Source organism: Amycolatopsis sp. cg9 (assembly GCF_041346945.1).
Taxonomy (GTDB): domain Bacteria; phylum Actinomycetota; class Actinomycetes; order Mycobacteriales; family Pseudonocardiaceae; genus Amycolatopsis.
Window position 1 is genome coordinate 508,731 of the sequence record NZ_CP166850.1, and the last position, 20,362, is coordinate 529,092.

Annotated in this window: 15 protein-coding genes; 4 read left to right on the top strand and 11 right to left on the bottom strand. The window is 71.4% G+C overall.

Annotated features, from left to right (window positions below):
- Window positions 1-5: 5 nt before the first annotated feature.
- Window positions 6-1,223, bottom strand: a complete 1,218-nt coding sequence (locus AB5J73_RS01935; protein ID WP_370967472.1) for a hypothetical protein — start codon at window positions 1,221-1,223, stop codon at window positions 6-8.
- A gap of 200 nt (window positions 1,224-1,423) precedes the next feature.
- Between AB5J73_RS01935 and AB5J73_RS01940 the strand changes: the two genes are divergently transcribed.
- Window positions 1,424-4,429, top strand: a complete 3,006-nt coding sequence (locus AB5J73_RS01940) for a tetratricopeptide repeat protein (protein WP_370967474.1) — start codon at window positions 1,424-1,426, stop codon at window positions 4,427-4,429.
- A 369-nt stretch (window positions 4,430-4,798) separates the two neighbouring features.
- Here AB5J73_RS01940 and AB5J73_RS01945 read toward each other — a convergent pair whose 3' ends face one another.
- From AB5J73_RS01945 to AB5J73_RS01955, 3 genes are read right to left on the bottom strand one after another with little or no spacing between them, the layout of a single operon-like run.
- On the bottom strand, window positions 4,799-6,019 hold the full coding sequence (locus AB5J73_RS01945; RefSeq protein ID WP_370967476.1) for an amidohydrolase family protein: 1,221 nt from the start codon (window positions 6,017-6,019) through the stop codon (window positions 4,799-4,801).
- On the bottom strand, window positions 6,016-6,441 hold the full coding sequence (locus AB5J73_RS01950) for a GAF domain-containing protein (protein ID WP_370967478.1): 426 nt from the start codon (window positions 6,439-6,441) through the stop codon (window positions 6,016-6,018). The genes AB5J73_RS01945 and AB5J73_RS01950 overlap by 4 nt, the downstream gene beginning before the upstream one ends.
- Complete coding sequence (locus AB5J73_RS01955) at window positions 6,438-7,829, bottom strand: MFS transporter (RefSeq protein WP_370967481.1); 1,392 nt, start codon at window positions 7,827-7,829, stop codon at window positions 6,438-6,440. The genes AB5J73_RS01950 and AB5J73_RS01955 overlap by 4 nt, the downstream gene beginning before the upstream one ends.
- A gap of 130 nt (window positions 7,830-7,959) precedes the next feature.
- On the opposite strand from AB5J73_RS01955, the gene AB5J73_RS01960 reads away from it, so the two are divergent.
- Together AB5J73_RS01960 and AB5J73_RS01965 are read left to right on the top strand one after the other, a co-directional pair.
- The gene (locus AB5J73_RS01960) at window positions 7,960-8,838 is read left to right on the top strand and encodes a MurR/RpiR family transcriptional regulator (RefSeq protein WP_370967483.1); all 879 of its coding nucleotides are present in this window, start codon (window positions 7,960-7,962) and stop codon (window positions 8,836-8,838) included.
- 9 nt (window positions 8,839-8,847) lie between these two features.
- Window positions 8,848-9,603 (top strand): decarboxylase, encoded by a 756-nt coding sequence (locus AB5J73_RS01965; RefSeq protein WP_370967485.1) that lies wholly within the window; start codon window positions 8,848-8,850, stop codon window positions 9,601-9,603.
- Here the strand turns inward: AB5J73_RS01965 and AB5J73_RS01970 are convergent.
- The 7 genes from AB5J73_RS01970 to AB5J73_RS02000 all read right to left on the bottom strand — a co-directional run bounded on the left by AB5J73_RS01970 (window position 9,557) and on the right by AB5J73_RS02000 (window position 18,930).
- Window positions 9,557-10,282, bottom strand: a complete 726-nt coding sequence (locus tag AB5J73_RS01970; protein ID WP_370972862.1) for an ANTAR domain-containing response regulator — start codon at window positions 10,280-10,282, stop codon at window positions 9,557-9,559. The two genes, AB5J73_RS01965 and AB5J73_RS01970, sit on opposite strands and share 47 nt — an antisense overlap.
- 206 nt (window positions 10,283-10,488) lie before the next feature.
- Entirely contained in the window at window positions 10,489-12,468 is a 1,980-nt protein-coding gene (locus tag AB5J73_RS01975; RefSeq protein ID WP_370967487.1) for an RICIN domain-containing protein, read from the bottom strand.
- Window positions 12,469-12,501: 33 nt separating this feature from the next.
- Window positions 12,502-14,256, bottom strand: a complete 1,755-nt coding sequence (locus AB5J73_RS01980; protein ID WP_370967490.1) for a beta-galactosidase family protein — start codon at window positions 14,254-14,256, stop codon at window positions 12,502-12,504.
- Entirely contained in the window at window positions 14,249-15,769 is a 1,521-nt protein-coding gene (locus tag AB5J73_RS01985) for an alpha-N-arabinofuranosidase (protein WP_370967492.1), read from the bottom strand. The genes AB5J73_RS01980 and AB5J73_RS01985 overlap by 8 nt, the downstream gene beginning before the upstream one ends.
- Complete coding sequence (locus AB5J73_RS01990) at window positions 15,766-17,106, bottom strand: ABC transporter substrate-binding protein (RefSeq protein ID WP_370967494.1); 1,341 nt, start codon at window positions 17,104-17,106, stop codon at window positions 15,766-15,768. Before AB5J73_RS01990 ends, AB5J73_RS01985 begins: the two co-directional genes overlap by 4 nt.
- Window positions 17,107-17,135: 29 nt before the next feature.
- A complete protein-coding gene (locus tag AB5J73_RS01995; RefSeq protein WP_370967496.1) occupies window positions 17,136-17,999 on the bottom strand; it encodes a carbohydrate ABC transporter permease in 864 nt (287 codons plus the stop codon).
- 1 nt (window position 18,000) lies between these two features.
- The gene (locus AB5J73_RS02000; RefSeq protein WP_370967498.1) at window positions 18,001-18,930 is read right to left on the bottom strand and encodes a carbohydrate ABC transporter permease; all 930 of its coding nucleotides are present in this window, start codon (window positions 18,928-18,930) and stop codon (window positions 18,001-18,003) included.
- 131 nt (window positions 18,931-19,061) lie between these two features.
- On the opposite strand from AB5J73_RS02000, the gene AB5J73_RS02005 reads away from it, so the two are divergent.
- On the top strand, window positions 19,062-20,048 hold the full coding sequence (locus AB5J73_RS02005; protein WP_370972865.1) for a LacI family DNA-binding transcriptional regulator: 987 nt from the start codon (window positions 19,062-19,064) through the stop codon (window positions 20,046-20,048).
- The last annotated feature ends 314 nt before the right edge of the window (window positions 20,049-20,362 follow it).

Here is a 20,362-nt window from a genome sequence, read left to right on the forward strand (position 1 = left end):
GCCGGTCACGCCGACCACTCCGGCAGCGGACGCGCGGCGGGCACCAGCGGGGGAACGGCCGGCGAAGCGGGCTCCGAAAGTTCGAGCAGCCGGTACATCGCGGCGCGCAGGATCTCCGCGGCGCGGTCCGGCCGGGAGGTGATCGCCCCGGCCGCCGCCGCCGCGAGCTCGGCGACGCGGTCCCGGGCGGAGCCGAGCTGCCCGGGCAGCGGACGTCCCCAGGTCAGCGGCAACGCGTGCGCCCGGACCGCGGCCGCGACGCTCCCCTCCCGCGGCTGCCCGGCCGGCATCGACACGTACGTCACCGGACAGCCCATCGCCGCCGCGTAGCCCGTCGTCGAACCGTGGTCGCCGATCACCCAGTCGGCGGCGAGCATCGTCGCCTGCCACCCGGATTCCGGCGGGATCAGCAGCAGGCCGCGCGCCACCGCGTCGGACAGCCACGCGCTGACCTGGCGCCGGCCGTGGACCGCCCAGACGAGCGGGTGCAGGACCGCGGCGACGGTGAACTCCCCGGCCGGCAGCGCGTCCACCACGTCCCGGTACAGCCGCGGCAGCCTGCCGAACGCCGAATCGGTGAACCACGTCGTGCTGATCACGACGAGCCGCCGATCCGGTGGCACGCCGAGTGCGGCGCGGTACGCGTCGCGCCGGTGCCGGCTCGCCCGCATCCGGTCGTAGCAGATGTCCCCGGCCACCACGGCGTTCGGCAGCGCCTCGGGACACCGCTCGCGCACCAGGTCCGCCTCGGCGTCGGTGCCCAGGCCGAGCACCGAAGGCAGCACGCGCCCGCGGAAGGTCAGCAGCTCGCGGTCGAACCCCGTGGTGGGTTCGGTGGCCTGGCCCGCTTTCCGGCTGAACCGGCGGGACACCGGCCCGGCACCGTGCCCGACCAGGAGGACGGGGCCGTGCACCTCGGCCAGCTGGCGGGGGCTCGCCGCCAGCACCAGGTCGAACCGGTGGGCGAGCGCCTGCTCCCACGGCAGCACCAGGCCGTGCAGGCCGCGGACGAACTCCTCGGCCCCGGGCCAGCGTTCCGTGGTGTGCGGCACGGTGTAGACCACCTGGACGCGCAAATCCGGTTCCAGCAGGGAAACCAGCTCGACCAGCCGCGTGCCCGCGGTCACCGACGGGACCACGACCAGCACCACCCGGCACCTCGGCCGCGTGACCCGCGCACCGGCGTCCAGGCCGACCGGCCCCCGTACCCACATTCCCGTCATCGCGCATCCCCTCGCCGTCGTCGCGGTGTTCCGCACCCAGAGCTTCCGGGCCGGTACTCCCGGCGGGCTTCCCGCTCGACGGACAAAGCCCGGACAAACCTTGGCCAGTTCTCCGACACAATCGATCGTTATCGCGCCGTCGTCGCTGATTAACCAAAACGATGCGAGGCTGACGAGAGGAGAGGGGAAAGGAACGGGGAATGGAGATCGCGTACGGAATTCTCGGGCAGACAACGGTGCGGATGCACGGGAATCTGACCGAGGACTGGGGGTCCCGGCAAGCGCGTCACCTGCTCGCCGTCCTGCTCACCGACCCAGGAAAACGCTTCTCGCAGGACCACTTGCTGAACTGGGCCTGGAGCGGCGGAGAGCCACCGATCAATCCCAAAGAAGCGCTCTACAAAGCGATCACACGACTGCGGCACAGCCTCGAAGAGACCGACGAACCACCGTTGATCCGAGCACTGAACGGTGGCTATCTCCTCGATATCGCTCCCGATCTCGTGGATTTCCGCCGCTTCACCGACGAAATGCACCGGGCGCGGCGATCCAGCGTCGACGGCGACCACGAGAACGCGTGCGAGCTCGCGCGTGCGGCCCTAGCGCTGTGGCGCGACGAACCGCTCGCCGGGCTGGCCACCGAACCCGCGCGGAACTGGCGGCGGCACGCGATGGCCGCGGACTGGGCACCGGCGCACAGTTTCCTCGCCGCCGAACTGCTGGCGACCGGCCGGCCCGGCGAGGCGCTCAAGCAGCTGAGCGAAGTACCCCACCCGTACGCGGGCGAACCGACCTTCGTGAAGCTCCGCACCACCGCCCTCTACGCGCTGGACCAGTCGCACGAGGCACGCAGCTACGTCGAAGCGGTGCTCAAGGAGTTCGCGGCGGCCGGCGACCGGGACGCGGCCGCGGACCTGCGGGAGCACCACGCACACCTGCGGGCCCGCTACCCGGGCGCGAAGGCGAAACCCGCGCCGCCTCCCGCCCGGGAGCCCGCCGGCGCGATCCGCGTCGGGCTGCCCCGGCCGCTCCCCGGCTTCGTCGGCCGCGCCGACGCACTGGCCGCGCTCGACCGGCACCTGCTCTCCCCCGGTACCGGCCACGCGCACGCGGCCATCGTCAGCGGACTGCCGGGCATCGGCAAGACGGCCCTCGCCGCGCACTGGGCACACCGCTCGGCGGGCCACTTCCCCGGCGGCATCGTCTGCGTCGACCTGCGGGGCTTCGGCCCGGGACCGGCGCGCACGACCGACGAGGTCGTCGACCTGACGCTCACCGCGCTCGACTACCCGGTCGACCACCTGGTCAGCGCCACGGCCCGCGCGACGACGCTGCGTTCGCTGCTCGCCCGCCGGAGCCCGATGCTCGTCATCCTCGACAACGCGGGCGGCTCGGACCAGGTCGACGACCTCGTCGACGTCCTCGAGTCGTGCACGGTGCTGCTCACTTCGCGCAATTCCCTGGCCGCGCTGGCCCGCCGCCACGACATCCCCACCACGAAGCTCGGCCACCTCGACGAGGAACAGTCGTTCGCGTTGCTCAGCAAGCGGATGCGGGGCCGCGCCGAGGAGGAGCCCGAGGCGGCGCGGGCGCTGACGGTGCTCGGCGACGGCCTCCCGCTGGCCTTGACGTTGCTGGCCCAGCGAGCCGCCGGACGGGCCGGCGTCAGCCTCGACACCATGCTCGACCAGCTGCGCGATCCGGAAACCCTGCTGAGCATCGGCGACGACGGGCACGACGCCGGCCTCCGCACCACGTTTTCCGGGTCCTACCAGGCGCTCGACCCGACCGCCCAGGACGTCTTCCGGCTCTTCGGGCACCACCCCGGCACCGAAATCCACGTCGGCACGCTGCTGTCCGCCAGCGAACACCCGGCGGACGCCACCCACCGGGCCCTGGAGAACCTCGTCGCGTGGCACCTCGTCGACCAGCCCGGCGAACCCGATCGCTACCGCGTCCCCGACATCTTCCACCGGTACGCCCGGACCCTGATCCCGGACGACGACCCGGGCCCGCTGCGCCGGCTGGCCTCGCACTACTTGCAGACCGCGTTGCGCGCCCACCTGATCGCGCACCCGTACCGCGGCCGCCCGCCGATGCTCCCGGCCGAGCCCGGGATCGTGCCCCTCACGTTCGACACCGCCACGGCCGCGGTGCGGTGGGCGCTTCGCGAGCGCGACAACCTGTCGGCGTTGATCGGCGAATGCGAACGCCGGGGCCTGCTCGACCACGCGATCGTGCTCCCCCACCTGCTGACCGACAGCTGGGAGCGCCACGGCTGCACGTCAGCCATCACGCAGGGGTTGCAGGTGGCCATCCGGGCGGCCCGCGTCACGCGGAACGTCGTCGCGGAGGCGTCGTCCCTCAACGACCTCGGGGAACGACACCTGGCGCTCGGCGACTGCGAGAAAGCCCGCCACTACCTCGACCGGGCACTGGAAATCGCAACGGAGTACGACGAAACCGTCGGAATCCTCACGGTCAAGATCAACCTCGGCCGCCTGCACCACCGCCGCGGCGAGCACGCCGAGGCGATCACCCTCTTCCGGTGGTGCATCGACCTGGCCCGCCGGTCGGGCGACCCGATCCGGGAAGGCATCGCCGAGCAGTACCTCGGCGACACGTTCGCGGACCTCGACCAGCACGCGCAGGCCCTCCCGCACTACCAGCGCGCCCTGCACGCCCGCACGGTCCTCGGGGACACGATGGGATTGATCGCGACGCATACGGCCTTGGCCTCCCTGCACACGCACGAGCAGCAGCCGGAGCTCGCCCACATGCACTGCCGCCAGGCTTTGGCCAACCTCGAAGACCGCGAAGACCTGACGGCGTCGATGAAACTCTGCACCGTCCGCGCCCGGCTGGCGCACACGGAAGGCCGCGCCCGCGAATCGCTGAGGCTGGCCTGGGACGCCGTCGATCAAGCTCGGAGAGGGCATACGGCGACTGGGCAGGCGCGGGCCCTCGAAACGTTGGGGGAAATCCTGTGCGGGCTGCACAATCCGCACGAAGCGATCGAGGCGTGGACGGAGGCCATCGCGTTCTACCGGGGGCGCGGGCGGGACCTCAAGGCCGACCGGCTGCAGGCGCGGCTGGACGAGGTGACGGTGGACGTCGACGGGCTCATCCCGGACGCGCGCAGGGGAGATGAGCGGACGGTCGCGATGGCGTGTCCGCCACGAAACCGCAGGCCACATCGACACTAACGGGTGAAGTCCCGTCACGTCCTTGCAACATTGCCCGGTCGTGGGCACTATTTCACCCGCAGGGTGCTTGCGATCAAGCACACCAGCACCCGGAGTGGTTCCCGAGAGGGTCGGAGACCCCGCTTCTCGGTTACGAAGCCCACGACTCTCGGTCTACTCCGGGTAGCTTGATCCATGTTAGGCCCCCGAAGCCGGCATGGCCTATCCCCCGAAGTGGTACTTGTTCAAGGAGTCTCTGTGCACGACGTTTCGACCTACGCAGCCATCGTCACCGCCGCCGCGGCGTTCTTCGCGGCCAAGTGGTGGCGCTGCTGACGTAGTGCGGCGGGTGCCCCGGCAGAACACCGGGGCACCACCGAACCCGAACCGTCAGGCGGCCGTCCCCCCGACCACCTCGCCGCCCTGCACGATGTGCGTGAAGTTCTTCGGCTCCGCCAAAACCCCGACGTCCGCCAGCGGATCCCCCGCCACCACCAGCAGGTCCGCGTGCGCGCCCACCGCCAGCGTCCCGATCTCGCCCGTCAGGTTCACCAGGTCCGCCGCCGTCGACGTGGCCGAACGGATGACCTCCAACGGCGTCTGGACCTCACCCCGCAGCCGGAACTCGTGGTTCTGGTGCCGGTGCATGCCACCCAGCAGGTCCGTCCCGTAAACGATCTTCACCCCGCCCCGGGCCGCTCGCTCCAGGGCGGCCAGGCCCGCGCCCAGGACGTCGTCCACCTTGCGCCAGCTCGACTCCGGGAGGCCGTGCTCGCGGCCTTCCTCCTTCAGCGCCCAGTACGTCACCAGCGTCGGGACCAAGTACGCGTCCTGGGACAGGAACAGCGAAACGCTCCGGTCGTCCAGCAGGTTGCCGTGCTCGATCGACCGGACGCCCAGCTCCAAGGCGCGGTTGACGGCTCGAGCCGTGTACGCGTGCGCCGCCACGTAGCGGTTGGCCGCCGACGCCTCTTCGACGATCGCGCTCAGTTCGTCCGCCGAGTACTGGGTCGAATCGATGCGGTCGGTCGGGGACGCCACGCCGCCCGAGGCCATCACCTTGATGTGGTGGGCGCCCTTCCGCAGCTCGTCGCGGGCGGCGGCGCGGACCGCGTCGACGCCGTCCGCCACCCGGCCCAGGCCCGCGCAGCACGGGTGGTCGTCCTTCGCGTTCGCGCCTCGGGTGCGGCTGTCGCCGTGGCCGCCCGTCTGGCTCAGCGCCCGGCCGCAGAACAACAGGCGCGGGCCGCGGAACAGGCCCTCCGACTGGGCGTCCGCCAGGCCGTAGTCGGCGCCCGACGCATCGCGGACCGTCGTGAAGCCGCGGTCCAGCATGCGGCTCATCGTGCGGGCGCTGTGGGCCGCCACGTAGGACGGTGACGTCGACGGGAGCGAACCCAGGTCCGCCGTCGACGCCGTGACGTGGACGTGCGCGTCCACCAGGCCCGGCAGCACGACCGCGCCGCGCAGGTCGAGTGAACGCACGTCGGGTGGCGCGGAGAGCCCGGGGCCCGTTTCGACGATGCGGCCGGAATCGCACCGCAGGTCGCCTTCGGTGTACTCGCCCGACAGCGGGTCGAGCAGGCGGGCGTTGCGCAGCACCAGGCTCACCGGGCCACCTCCAGCAGGGCGGGCACCGCGAGCGGCGCCAGGGACCCGGCCACCGCGACCGACTTCTCGTCGTACGCGCCTTCCGCGTCGAGGATGTTCAGCACCCCCAGCGTCCGGTCGCCGGACACCACCGGCACGTTGATGATCGAGCCGCAGCCGAGGGATTCGATCAGCTCGTGGTCGGCGAAGATCTCGCGCACCGCGGCGCGGTCCGGACCGAAGTACGGCTCCCGCGCGGTGATGCAGCGGTCGAGCCAGCCGGCCGCGACCTCCACCGTCTTCTCCCCGCCCACCGGGTACTCCGCCGGGTGACTGCTGTGCACCCGGCGCAGCGCCCGGCGCTCCGGCACCCACGCGAGCACGGTGAACAGCCGCACGCCCAGTTCGGCCCGCACCCGTTCCTCCACAGTGGACAAACTCACTTCGTCAGCTCCTTCGCGGCGGCCTTCTGCGCGCCGTGTTCGGTCAGTTCTTCCAGGGAACGGCCCGCGGTGGACAGGCCGAAGACGAGCACGCAGAGCACGCCGGCCGCCAGCACCGCCGTCGTCAGGCCGAAGACGCCGGCGAACCCGAGGCTCGCCGCGGACAGGCCGATGATCGTCGGCGCCAGGATGCTGCCGACCCGGCCGAACGCGCTGGACAGGCCGGTGCCGCTGGCCCGGATCCAGGTCGGGAACACCTCGGGCGTGTAGGAGTACACCCCGGCGTAGGTGCCGTTGAGGAAGAACGACAGCACCGCGCCGGCGAGGGTGATCGACCACGGGGCGCTCGTCTGGCTCAGCCAGAACGCGCTCACGGCCGAACCCGCGAGGTACAGCGCGATCGTGTGCTTGCGGTCGAGCCGTTCGGACAGCCACGCGGCCGAGAAGTACCCGGGCACCTGGGCCAGGTAGATGATGATCGAGAACTCGAAGCTCTTCGTCACCGTGATGCCGCGCTCCACGAGCAGCGTCGGGATCCACGAGAAGAAACCGTAGTAGGAGAACGTGATCACGAACCAGACGGTCCAGATCACCGCCGTCCGGCGCCGCATCGCGGGGCTCCACAGGAACTTCAGCGCGCTGAACAGGTTGACCTTCGGCGTCTCGGTCGCGGGCTGCGCGTCGGCCGGCGGCACTGGCGGCAGGGGCGTTCCGGTGGCGCGTTCGACGTCGCGCTCGATCTTGGCGACGACGGTCTCGGCCTCGGCCGACCGCCCTTGCGCGAGCAGGAACCGCGGCGATTCGGGCAGGGATCGCCGCCACCACAGCAGCATCACGATCGGCAGCGCGGTGACGAGCTGCGCGACGCGCCAGCCTTCGTCGAACGACGGCACGACGAACCGCCCGATCAGCGCGGCCGCCACGAACCCGAAGGAGAAAAACCCGGCGAGCGCGCCGACGAACCAGCCGCGCCGCTTGGCCGGGACGAACTCGGACAGGAACGGCGCGATGATCGCGCTTTCCGCGCCCGCGCCGGCGCCGGCCAGCACGCGGGCGCCCAGGAAGACTTCGTAGTCGGGCGAGAAGGACGCGATGACGGAGAACAGCGCGTAGAACGCCAGCGCGTACATCATGACCTTCTTGCGGCCGATGCGGTCGCCGAGCAGGCCGGCCGCGATCGCGCCGAAGAGGAAGCCGAACGGGGTCGCGGAGCCGATCAGGCCGAGCTGGCCGTTGTCGAGGCCCCACGCCGCCTTGGCGCTGGGCAGCAGGAAGGCGACGACCGCCGAGTCCATGCCGTCGAACGTGTAGCCGAGCCCGCCGATGAGCAGCAGCTTGTAGTGGGGCCGGCTCAGCGGGAGCCGATCCAGTCGCGCCAGCAGGGTCATGGGGAACGCCTTCCGTGTCCGGGCGTCGGGGAGTGCGGACAACGTATACTGCGTTTCTCGATATTTGCAACGTTTGTTGCAAGACGAAATCGCTGCGTTACGGTCTACGCGGACGAGGGGAGGCGCCGAGGTGGCGGAGACGGACGACGGTTTCGAAGCGTGGCTGCGGGACCGGCTGCCCGCGCGGGGGCTGCGGCCGAAGTCGGCCGCGGTGCTGGAGGTGCTGGTCTCCCAGCCGCGGCGGGCGTCGTTCGGCTCGACGGCCGAGCTGGCGCAGCTCGCCGGCGTCAACGTCGCGACCGTGACACGCACGGCGCAGGCGCTCGGCTTCGCCGGGTGGCCGGCGCTGCAGCAGGAGCTGCGGGCGCGGTACATGTCGTCGCTGAGCGCGCCGCAGGTCGCCGAGGAGCACCGCGGTGTCGGCTCGCCGGGGTCGGCGTCCCTGCGCCGCGACCTCGACAGCCTGGCCCTGCTGAACCGCCGGTTCGACGAAGAGGTGCTGCGCGAGGTCGCCCAGGCGATCGGCGCCGCGCGCCGCACGGTGGTCATCGCCGACGGCAGCTACGCGGCGGTCGGGATCGCGATGGCGCATAACGCGCGCCTGGCCGGCTACGACGTCCACGCGGTGACGGCGGGCGACGCGGAACTCGCCAACCAGACCGCGAAGCTGACGGGCGACGACGTGCTGGTGGCGATCAGCTTCTGGCGCCTGTACGAGAGCACGGTCCAGGCGGCGAACGAGGCGAAGAGCCGCGGCGCGCGCGTCTTCGCCATCACGGACGCGGCCAGCCCGGCGCTCGCCGACGCGGCCGAACACGTGCTGATGGTGCCCGCGGAGGGCGTGACGTTCTTCCCGTCGCTGACCGCGGGCATGGCGCTGGCCCAGGCGATCGTCGCCCAGCTCGCGGCGGTCGACCCGGTCCGCACGAGCGAGTCGATCGAGGCGGCGGAGGCCATGTGGTCGCGGTTCGACCTGCTGCACCGGCGGCCGTCCGCCAAATCGGGGTAGTCCGCACGCGTGGACCTCGGACTGCTGTACCCGACCCGCGGCTGCGGCGAAGACGACTTCGCCGAGCTGTGCCGCCGGCTCGACCCGGCCATCGGTCTCGGTTTCGCCTACCCGGAGTGGGGTGCGCCCGCCGACGAGCCGGACCCGGCCGCGGCCGTGCGGGAAATCGGCTCGCCCGCCCGCCTCACCCGGGCCGCCGACCGGTTCCCGGCCACCCCGGACGTCGTCAGCTGGGCCTGCTCCAGCTGCAGCTTCACCCGCGGCCTCGACGGCGCCCGCGAGCAGGCCGCGGCGCTCGCCGCGCACCTCGGGGTCCCGGCGAGCAGCACCTCGCTCGCCTACCTCGCCGCGCTCGAACGGCTGGCCGCCGGCCGTGTCGCGCTCGCCTCCGTCTACCACCCGGACCTGACCGCGCTCTTCGCCGCGTTCCTCGTCGAAGCGGGCGTCGAGACGGTGCACGCCGTCTCGGCCGACGCGGGCTCGGACCGCGCGCTCGCGGCGTGGGGTCCGGAGCGGATCGTCGAGCTGGCCGAAGCCGCCGATCACGGAGAAGCGCAGGTCGTGCTCGTCCCCGAGACCGCCCTGCACACCACGCCGCTGCTCGCCGAGCTGGAGGCGCGGCTGGGCAAGCCAGTGCTGACGGCCACCGCCGTCACCGTCTGGGACGCGCTGGACCGGCTCGGTGAGGAGCCGGTCCAGGACGGTCTCGGGACGTTGTTCAGGGGCGCGGCGGGGCGCCGTCGGCCGAGCTCATCCGCCTCGTGAAGCGGGCCGCGACGTCGCGGAGCTTGATGTTCGTGTGCTGGGACTCCACGATCAGCCGCTGCATCGCCGCGTCCTCGTTGACCCGGTGGATCAGCATCAGCATGCCCTTCGCCTGCTCGATCACCGCGCGCGTCTCCATCGCGTTGCGCAGCTCGTCGGCGAGGCGCCGGGCTTCGCGGTAGCGGCGGGTCAGGCGCAGGACCGTCTCCACGCACAACGTGAACAGGCGCAGCACCTTCGTGTCGAACTCGTGGTAGCCGTGGGCGCCGAAGCCGAACAGCGTGATCGCGCCGACCAGCGTGTCGTCCACGCGCAGCGGGACCGCCAGGTAGCTGCCGACACCGATTTCCTTCGCCGCGGCCACGAACTCGGGCCACTGCTCGCCCGCTTCGCCGACCGTCACCCGCACGACCTCGCCGGTCAGCGCGGCGACCAGGCCGGGACCGTCGGCCGCCGCGTACTGCACGTCGTCGATGCGGCGGGCACGCTCGTCGGTGAAGGCCGCCGTCTGCGTCACACCGTCGCGGACCACCATGATGCTGGCCAGGTCCGCGTCGGGCACCACCCGGACCGCCTCGCCGCAGACCGCGTCGAGCAGCCCGGGCGTGTCGGACACCGATTCGAGGACCCCGACGAGATCGGCGAGGACGGCGTTCAGCTCGTCCACCCGCTCCGCCATGTCGTCGCCAGTGGTCGACAAGGCCCATCCCTCCCATGCGTCGAGCGGCGAGCACGGGGAAGGGCTCGCCAGCAGCGTCAACCAAGACCACCGCTGGCGTTTCAACGGGTCCGGGTGGACTCTACCGGCCGTCGGCCTCCGGTTCGGCGTCGGACGCACCCAGGGCGGCCTCCGGTGCCTCCGAAGGCCGCCCCGCGGCGCCCGGCTCAGCGGGGTACGGCCTGCCAGCGCTGGTTGGGCCCGTTGGTCGGCCGGTACAGGCCGATCCGCGCGCCGTCCTCGCGCGACTCGCCGGGGACGTCGAGCAGCTGCCCGGTGGCCGCGTTGACGAACGTCCAGGTGCCGTCGCCGGTGGTGGACAGCGTCCACTGCGCGGCCGCGTCGCACGTTCCCGCCGGCGCCAGCGCCACGGCGCCGCCGGCCGTGGTCAGCACCTGGCCGGTGCCCGCGTTGGTGATGGTGAACCGGTCGCGGTTGCCGTAGCGGCCCGTGCGGTCGGCGAGCGTCCAGCGCTGCGCGGGCGCCGCCGCGTCGGTCGTGCGCTGGACCAGCGCGCCGGCTTCCGCCGAGAGCGACTTGCCGCTCTGCACGCCGGTGAACGCGAACGGCTTGCCCGAACCGAGGCCCGTGCCGGCCGCCGTCGCGGAGACGCCGCCGACCAGGAAGCTCGTCACCGACCGCGCGGGCACCCGCAGCGTCGCACGCGCCGACGTCACCTTCACCGGCTTGCCCCGCTTCAACGCGCCGGTGACGTCGGTGACGACCGGCGTCACCGAGGCGCCCGGCCGGATGCCGCGGAACCCGGAGAGGTCGAGGGTGACGTCCTGGTCGTCCGTGCCCGCGTTCGTGTGCACGACCGTCGCCAGGTCCTCGCCGCGCATCGCGGCCGTCGACGCGGTGTCGTCGACGCCCACCAACCGGTCACCCGGCCGGATGTAGTGGGTGAAGTTCCGCATCGTGTCGAACTTCGTGTTGGTCCTGATCAGGCACGTCTGGGGCGTGGCGGAAGCCGGGCAGTCGAACGGGACCTGGATCTCGCCCCAGTTCATCCCGGCCACGGACTCACCGCCGGGCTTCATGTTGTCGTAGTCCTCGATCGGCTGCCAGCTCACCCACGCGCTCGGCTCCAGCAGGCGCAGGTCGTCGGTGATCTGCTTCGCCATCCCGAGCCCGGGGTCCATGGACGTGAAGTCCTGCCGGTCCAGCCAGCTCCCGCCGACCTCGCTCATCCACAGCGGCTTCGACGCGCCCTTCGCCAGGTCCCGCGGGATCGGCCGGTTGCCGGTGCCGTAGGTGTGCACGTTGAGCCGGCCCGCCGCCGCGCGGGCCGCGTCCGACCAGCCCGCCCAGTCCGCGGCGAAGATGTCCGGGTTGGTCTCGTCGGGCGCGGAGACGATCGTCTTCGACCCGGCCAGCGCCGCCGCCATCGCCGGGATCAGCTGCGCCTGGACGGCCGGGCCGATGTGCGCGCCTTCCTGCCGCCCGCCGGTCGGGTTGCCGTCGGCCCCGAGGGTGGTCTTCCAGTAGTTCGTGTTGGGCTCGTTCAGCGGATTCACCGACGAGAACTTGATGCCGTGCGCACGTTCCAGCGTGCGCACGGCCTGGGCCAGGTACGCGGTGAAGTCGCCGATCTTGTCCGGGCGCAGCTGCTCGTCGGTGGCGGTGAAGCCGCCCGAGACGTACCCGGAGACGGTCTGGAAGTACGGCGGCGAGTTGCTGAACGCCTCCCACTTCGTGACGCGGTTCTTGATCTTGTCGACCCACCAGCGCTGGTTCGGGTCGGCGGCGGTGTCGAACTCGGCCGGGTCACCGGGGGTCCACCAGTCCTTGTCGGCGCGGGTGGTGCCGGCCGGCGCCTTCCACCAGCCCGGGACGGCGCCGCCCGCGCGCAGGTACGGCGGGACGTCGGGGGCGTTGCCGCCGCCGACGTTGAACCGGGCGATGTTCAGGTTCAGCCCGTCGGGGCCGAAGACCAAGTCGGCCAGCCGGTTCCGGATCGAGTCGGGGTAGCCGCCGGTCGCCTCGGCCATCCAGGCCAGGCTGGCGCCCCAGCCGTCGAACGGCTGCTGCCGGTACGTCGGATCGGGTTTCACGGTGACCGCGGTGGCCGCGGCCGCCGGGGCGGCGGCGACCCCGGCCGCCACGATCGGTACACAAAGGACGGTGAGCAAACGCCTGCGGTTCATCGTCGAACTGCCCTTCGGTGCGGTGGGGACTTCTCAGGCCTCCGTGTGGCCCAGCGACGGCCGCGGCGTGAACCGGGCCGCGGGGTCGAGCATCGTGCCCAGTTCGAGCACGACGAGTTCGTTGCCGCCGGCCCGGACCACCGGGCGCGGCACGTACAACGTCCGCTGCGGCCCGCGCCGCCAGTACCGGCCGAGCGGGAAGCCGTTGAACCAGGCCAGGCCCTTGCCCCACGCCCCGGTGTCGAGGAAGAGGTCGGCGGGCGCGTCGACATCGATGTCGGCGCGCAGCAGCACCGGTCCGGCCAGCGGGCCGGTCACCGCGGTCCGCGCCGACGGCCGCAGCGAAGGCACCTCGGACAGGTCGAGCGGCAGCACGTCCCAGCCGGTCAGCGGCTCGCCGTGCAGTTCGGCGCCGCCGACGATGCCCTTCGCCTCGCCGATCCGCGGGCCGTAGTCGACCCGGCCCTGGTCCTCGACCAGCACCAGGAGCTCGCCCGCCGCCCGCGGCAGCGCGATCGCGCGGTCGTGGTGCTCCCGCGAGAGCGTGCCCACCGGGTCGCCGTCGAAGAACACCGTCGCGCGGTCGCGCACCTCGCCGAAGGTCAGCACGCCGGGGCTGTCGCCGTCGACAGCGCAGCGCAGCAACGCCAGCCGCGGCATCGGGGTCAGGTCGTCGAACGCGGGCAGTTCCTCGTGGAACTCCCAGGTGCCCCAGCGATCCGGCGCGTCGAGCAGCCGCACCGGGTCGCGCAGGACCCCGTGCGGGGTCGGCGCCGGGCGCGCCGGGGGCGGGACGGTGTCGGGAACCTTGTGGTAGCGGGCGATCACGTCGCGGAAGGCGTGGTACTTCGGCGTCGGGTCACCGGCTTCGTCCAGCGGCGCGTCGTAGTCGTAGGACGTCACGATCGGCTGGTAGACGCCCTTGTCGTTGGCGCCGTTGGTGAACCCGAAGTTGGTGCCGCCGTGGAACATGTAGAGGTTGACCGACGCGCCGGCCGCGAGCAGCGCGTCGAGCTCGGCCGCCGAGTCCGCGGCCGGGGTCGTGTGGTGGTGCGCGCCCCAGTTGTCGAACCAGCCGTTCCAGAACTCGCTGCACATCAGCGGCCCGGTCGGCTGGTGCGCCCGCAGGATCGCCAGCCGCTCCCGCGCGCCGGAGCCGAAGGAAGCGGTGCGGTGCAAGCCGTCGAGGCTGCCCGCCTCGAGCATCTCCGGGGTCGGCTGGTCCACTGTGGTCAGCGGCACGGTGATGCCGGCCGCGCGCGTGTGCTCGGCGAGCGCTTTCAGGTAGCGCTTGTCGTCGCCGAACGCGCCGTACTCGTTCTCGACCTGGACCAGCAGCACCGGCCCGCCGCGGTCGACCTGGTGCGGCACCACGACTTCGTAGACGCGCGTGAGGTACTCGCGCACGGCGGCGAGGTACCGCGGCTCGAACCGCCGCACCCCCACCTCCGGGTCGCGGAACAGCCAGGCCGGCAGGCCGCCGTTGTCCCATTCGGCGCAGATGTACGGGCCGGGCCGGACGATCGCGTACATCCCGGCTTCGGCGACGAGCCGCAGGAAGCGGTCCAGGTCGAGCCCGCCGGTGAGGTCGAAGACGCCGGGCTCGGGGGCGTGCGCGTTCCACGGCACGTACGTTTCGATGGTGTTGAGGCCCATCCGCCGGGCCTTGTCGATCCGGTCGGCCCACAGGTCCGGGTGCACCCGGAAGTAGTGCAGGGCACCGGAAAGGATCCGGAACGGACGGCCGTCCAGCAGGAAGTCGGTGTCCCCGATGGCGAACTCAGGCATGCCGGCCCGCCTCCGGGCTCAGCTGGAGCACCGTCCAGGACAAGGGTGGCAGTGTCGCGGTGATGGTGGTCCCCCCTGGGTCGGACGTCGTGGCGGTGCCGGGGAGCGGCACCGGCCGGACCGGTTGCGAGACGGCGGTGTTGACGGCGTGCCGGGATTCGCCGGCGGGCGCGGTCAGGGTTTCGGCGGCGTACACGCCGAACCGGGCGCCGCGGAGCCGGAGGCGGACCTCGGTCGGCGACGCCGTGGCGCGGTTGGTCAGGAACACCGCGCCCCGCCCGGATTCTTCGACCGTCGCGGCGACGTCGACGAGGTCGACTTCGCCGTGCTGCGCGGTGCGCAGCCGCGGGCCTTCGACGGCCAGGCGCAGGCTCGCCCCGCCGGCCAGCGCGGCGACCCGCTGGAACGGGTGGAACGTCGACTGCCGCCAGGCCGGGCCGCCGGGCTCGGTGCGGATCGGCGCGATGACGTTCACCAGCTGCGCCTGGTTCGCCATCGTGACGCGGTCGACGTTGCGCAGCAGCGAACTCAGCAGCGAGCCGACGACGACCGCGTCGGTGACGGTGTAGTCGTCCTCGATGATCCTCGGGTGCTCCCGCCAGCCGCCCTCGGCGAGCCGGGCCTGGTCGACCTCGTTCCAGCGGCGCAGGTCCCAGACGTTCCACTCGTCGACGCTGATCCCGACGTCCAGCCCGAGTTCGTCGATGATCCCCGCCACCGTGCCGATGTAGGCGTCGAGCGCGGCGCCGCTGGCCAGGTAGCTGTCGGTGTCGCCGTGTAGTTCCTGGTAGTAGGCGTGCAGCGAGATGTGGTCGGCGAGCCCGGCCGTGTGGCGCAGCACCGTCCGCTCCCAGTCGCCGAACGTCGGCATGTCCGCGTGGGAGCTGCCCGCGACGACGAGTTCGACGCCGGGGTCGATCATCCGCATGACCCGCGCGGTCTCGGCGGCCAGGCGGCCGTACTCGTCGGCGGTCTTGTGGCCGATCTGCCACGGGCCGTCCATCTCGTTGCCCAGGCACCACAGCTTGAAGCCGAACGGGCGGTCGGCGCCGTTCGCGCGCCGCCGCTCGCTCAGCGCCGTGCCACCGGCGTGGTTGCAGTACTCCAGGACGTCGGCGGCTTCCTGGATGCCGCGGGTACCGAGGTTGACCGCGTACATCACCTCGGTACCCGCGGCTTCGGCCCACGCGACGAATTCGTGCAGGCCGAAGCGGTTGGACTCCACGCTGTGCCAGGCCGGGTCGAGCCGGGCGGGCCGGTCCGGGCCGACGCCGTCCTCCCAGCGGTAGCCGGAGACGAAGTTGCCGCCGGGGTAACGGACGACGGTCGGCCCGAGCTCCCGGACCAGCTCCAGGACATCACCGCGGAAGCCGCGATCGTCCGAAGTGGAGTGTCCGGGTTCGTACAACCCGGTGTACACGGACCGGCCCATGTGCTCGACGAACGAGCCGAAGAGGCGACGCGGGACCGGGCCGATGACCTGGCCCGCGTCGCCTTCGATGTGGACGGTCATCCCGCGCTGACCGTGAAGCCCTGCTGGTTGCCGTAGTCCACGATGGCCTGCTGCCAGGCCGCCAGCCCGGCGTCGAGACCGGTGCCGTTCAGGTAGGCCTTGCCCGCGGTGTCGCTGAACACGCTGTTGGCGTAGGTCTGGTACGGCAGGTAGGTCCAGCCCGGGGCGACGTCCTTCGACGCCTGGGTGAGCACCTGGTTGATCTTCTGGCCGGCGAAGTACGGCGCGGCCTGGTCGACGAACGCGGGCGAGGTCAGGTCGGCCGTCGTGGACGGGAACCCGCCGCTCTTGATGAACGGCTGGACACCGCCGCCGTGGTTGAGCCAGCGCACGAACGCCGCGGCGAGCGCCGGGTTCTTGCTCTGCTTGAGCACCGACTGCGTGCTGCCGCCGTTTTCCGCGGTGACCGCCTGCTGCCCGTCGTAGGTCGGCATCGGCGCCACCGCCCACTTGCCGCTGCCGCCGGGGACCGAAGAGATGAAGTTGCCCGGCATCCAGGCGCCGGTGACGAGGGAGGAGATGGTGCCGTCGCCGAGGGCGCGGAACCAGTCGTCGGACCACTCCTTGACCGGGGCGAGCAGCTTGCCCTGGATCAGCTGGTCCCACATCGCGGTCCACTTCTTGGTGCCCGCGTCGGCGAAGTTCACCTTCACGTTCCGGCCGTCGACGCCGAACGGGTGCCCGCCGGCCTGCCAGATCATGCTCAGCGCGAACCCGGGGTCGCCGGTGTCGGAGGTGATGTACTTCGTCGGGTCGGCGGTGTGCAGCTTCTTCGCCGCGGCGACGTACTCCTCCCACGTCTTCGGCACGGCGATGGCGTTCTTGTCGAAGACTTCCTTGTTGTAGAACAGCGCCATCGGTCCGGAGTCCTGCGGCAGGCCGTAGACCCCGTTGCCGTTCTTCACCTGCGCCCACGTCGAGGCGCTGTAGTCCTTTTCGAACGAGCCGAAGCCGAACTGGTTGAGGTCGGCCAGTGAATCGGTCAGCGCGAACTGCGGGAGGGCGTAGTACTCGATCTGCGCGACGTCCGGCGCGCCGGAGCCCGCCTTGATCGCGTTCTGCAGCTTGGTGTACTCGTCCTTGTTCGTGCCGGCGTTGACGTAGTTCACCTTGACGTTCGGGTATTCCTTCTCGAACGCGGCGACCTGGTCCTTGGCCGAGGGGGTCCAGCTCCAGTAGGTGATCGTCCCGCCCGCCTTGAGCGCGGCGTCGACGGAGTCCTGGGTGCCGGTGGCGGCGGCGGGCCCGGACGAGCTCCCGGAGGAGCAGCCGACCGCCAGGGCGGCGGCCAGCGCGACGGCGGCGAACGCCTTGGCGCGACTGCGGATGCGTGACATCGAGTGTCCCTTCACGACGGTGTGACGGCTTATTGCTTGACGCTCCCGGCGCTCAGCCCGGACTGCCAGAACCGTTGCATGAGCAGGAAAGCGAGGACGAGTGGGATGATGGTGAGCAGCGATCCGGTGAGCACGAGGTTGAAGATCGGCTGCGCGCCGGCGCCGTTGGCCTGCGCGCTCCACTGGTTCAGCCCGACGGTCAGCGGATACCACTTGGGCTCGCTGAGCATGATCAGCGGCAGGAAGTAGTTGTTCCAGGTCTGCACCATGGTGAACAGCGCGACGGTCACAATCCCCGGGACGAGCTGGCGCAGCGTCACGGTGAGGAAGATCCGGAACTCTCCCGCGCCGTCGATCCGCGCCGCTTCGAGCAGCTCGTCGGGGATGGCGTCGGCGGCGTAGACCCAGATCAGGTAGAGGCCGAACGGGCTGATCAGCGACGGGATGATGATGGCCAGCGGGGTGTTGGTCAGCCCGAGCTTGCTGAACATCAGGAACGTCGGCACGGCGAGCGCGGTGGCGGGCACGGCGACCGCGCCGAGCACGACGGCGAACACCGCGCGACGGCCCGGGAAGCGGTACTTGGCCAGCCCGTACCCCGCCGCCGTGGCGAGGATCGTCGCCCCGCCGGCGCCGACCACGACGTACAGGAGCGTGTTGCCCAGCCAGCGGAAGAAGATCCCGTTGTTGTAGGTGAACGTCTGGCCGATGTTGTCGAACAGCGCGAACGGGCCGCCGAAGGACAGGCCCGACGTCGAGAACAGGGCCGCCTGCGTCTTGGTCGCGTTGATCACCAGCCACGCGAGCGGGACCAGGGTGTAGAGCAGGTACAGCGCCATGACGGCGGTGAGCGTGCGCGACTTCTTCGGCCGCGTCACCGAGAACGTGGCCACGTCACATCCCCTTCCGGGTACCGCGCAGCTGCACGACGTAGGCGATGACCGCGGTGATCACGCCCATCACGATCGCGACCGTGGCGGAGTAGTTGTACTGCTGACCGGCGAAGGAAAGGTTGTAGGCGTACATGTTCGGCGTGTAGAAGGTGCCGATCACGTTCGGCACCAGGTTGCGCATGATGTTCGGCTCGTTGAACAGCTGGAAGCTGCCGATGATCGAGAAGATGGTCGCGATCACGACGGCGCCGCGGATCGCGGGGAGCTTGACGGAGAAGATCGTGCGGAACGTGCCGGCGCCGTCGATCGCGGCGGCTTCGAACAGCTCCTTGGGGATCACCTTCAGCGCCGAGTAGAAGATGAGCATGTTGTAGCCGACGAACTCCCAGGTCACGACGTTGCCGATCGAGGTGAGCAGCCAGTTCTGGGACAGCGGCTTCACGGCGTCGGTGCCGAGCAGGTGGTTGAGGTCCGCGGCGAGCCCGAAGTGGTCGCCGTAGATGAAGCCCCACATCAGCGCGGCGACCACGGCGGGCACCGCGTACGGCAGGAAGATCACGATCCGGAAGAACCCGGCGGCGTGCAGCCGGGCGCTGTCGATCGCCAGCGCCGCGACCAGCGCGAGCAGCAGCATGATCGGCACCTGCACGGCGAGGAACACCAGCACCCGCTGGAAGGACTCCCAGAACTTCGGGTCGGCCAGCACCTGCGCGTAGTTGTCGGCGCCGACGAAGACCGTGCCGCCGAAGAAGGCCTGGTCGCGGAAGAGGCTGAGGACGAACGCGTAGACAACGGGCGCGATGAAGGTCAGCGCGAACACCAGCATGAAGGGGGCGACGAAGAGCCAGCCGCGCCAGTTCCGCCGCCGGCGGCGGGCCGGCGGCGCCGGGCGAGCCGGTGCCGCGACGGGCGGTGCCGCTGTGGACGTCATCGTCCCTCCGGTGTTCGTGCGGATGTTTACGTCAACATGGACGGTCGGAGGGTAACGTGTTGACGTAAACATGTCCAGGACACCTCGAGGAGCCACCCGTGCCGACTGCATCCCCGCGCCGTGGACCGTCGATGGCGGACGTCGCGCGCGAGGCTGGGGTCTCCGGCCAGACCGTGTCCCGGGTCGCGAACGGCAAGACGAACGTCGACGACGCCACGCGCGACCGGGTGCTCGCCGCGATGCGCCGGATCGGCTACCGCCCCAACAGCGCGGCCCGCGCGCTGCGCAACGGCAAGTTCCGCAGCATCGGCGTGATCATTTCGGCGCTCCCGACGTTCGGCAACAGCCGCACCCTCGACGCCATCGCGGCGGCGGTCGTCGCGCAGGGGTTCTCGATCATCCTGATGCCGGTGACGCGCCCGACGCAGGGCGAGGTGACGGGCGCGTTCAGCAAGCTCAACGAGCAGGCGGTCGACGGCGTGATCATCCTGATCGAGCAGCACCAGCTCGACCAGAGCTCGATCGAGCTGCCGCACGGGCTCCCGGTGGTGGTGATCGACTCCAGCGCCCGGTACGACTACCCGGTCGTCGACACCGACCAGGCCGACGGCGCCGCGACGGCGACCCGGCACCTGCTTTCGCTGGGGCACGAGACGGTGTGGCACATCGCGGGCCCGCCGCAGTCCTATTCGGCCGAACGGCGCCGGAAGTCGTGGCGGTCCACTTTGGAGCTCGCGGGCGCGTTCGTACCGCCGGTGCTGACCGGCGACTGGTCCCCTTCTTCGGGGTACGAAGCGGGTTTGACGCTGGCGGCCGACCCGTCGGTGACGGCGGTGTTCGCGGCGAACGACCAGATGGCACTGGGGTTGCTGCGGGCGTTGCACGAGGCGGGCCGGTCCGTGCCGGGCGAGGTGAGCGTGGTCGGGTTCGACGACATGGAGGAGTCGGCGCACTTCTGGCCACCCCTGACGACGATCCGGCAGTCGTTCGAAGCGGTCGGGCGGCACGCGGTGGCGGCGCTGCTGACGGAGATCGAGACGGGGGCGGAGGCGGGGGAACCGGTGAGCGTGCCGACGGAACTCGTGCTGCGTTCCAGCACCGCGGCGCCCCCGGCCTGACGCGGCGCGGTGCCGGCGCGGGACCCAGCGTGGTCGCGAATGGGTCATTGGGGATCTCCGCGGTCCCGAATGACCCATTCGCGACCTCGGCAGCACCGCGCGAACCCGCTGCACGGCGCCAACGAGCGCACCAGCCCGACGGCGAGACCACGAGGTGGCGCGGAAGCCAGGCACCGGACAACACCGCCGGGGCCGCGGAATTGTCGGTGCCTGCCGGTAGCGTGGAAAACGGGGGGCGCCCCCAAGCGGAAGTTCTCGTTTCACCGCGCGGGTGCCGGGGCATTACCGGCCACCAAGCCGGGACCACCGGTACC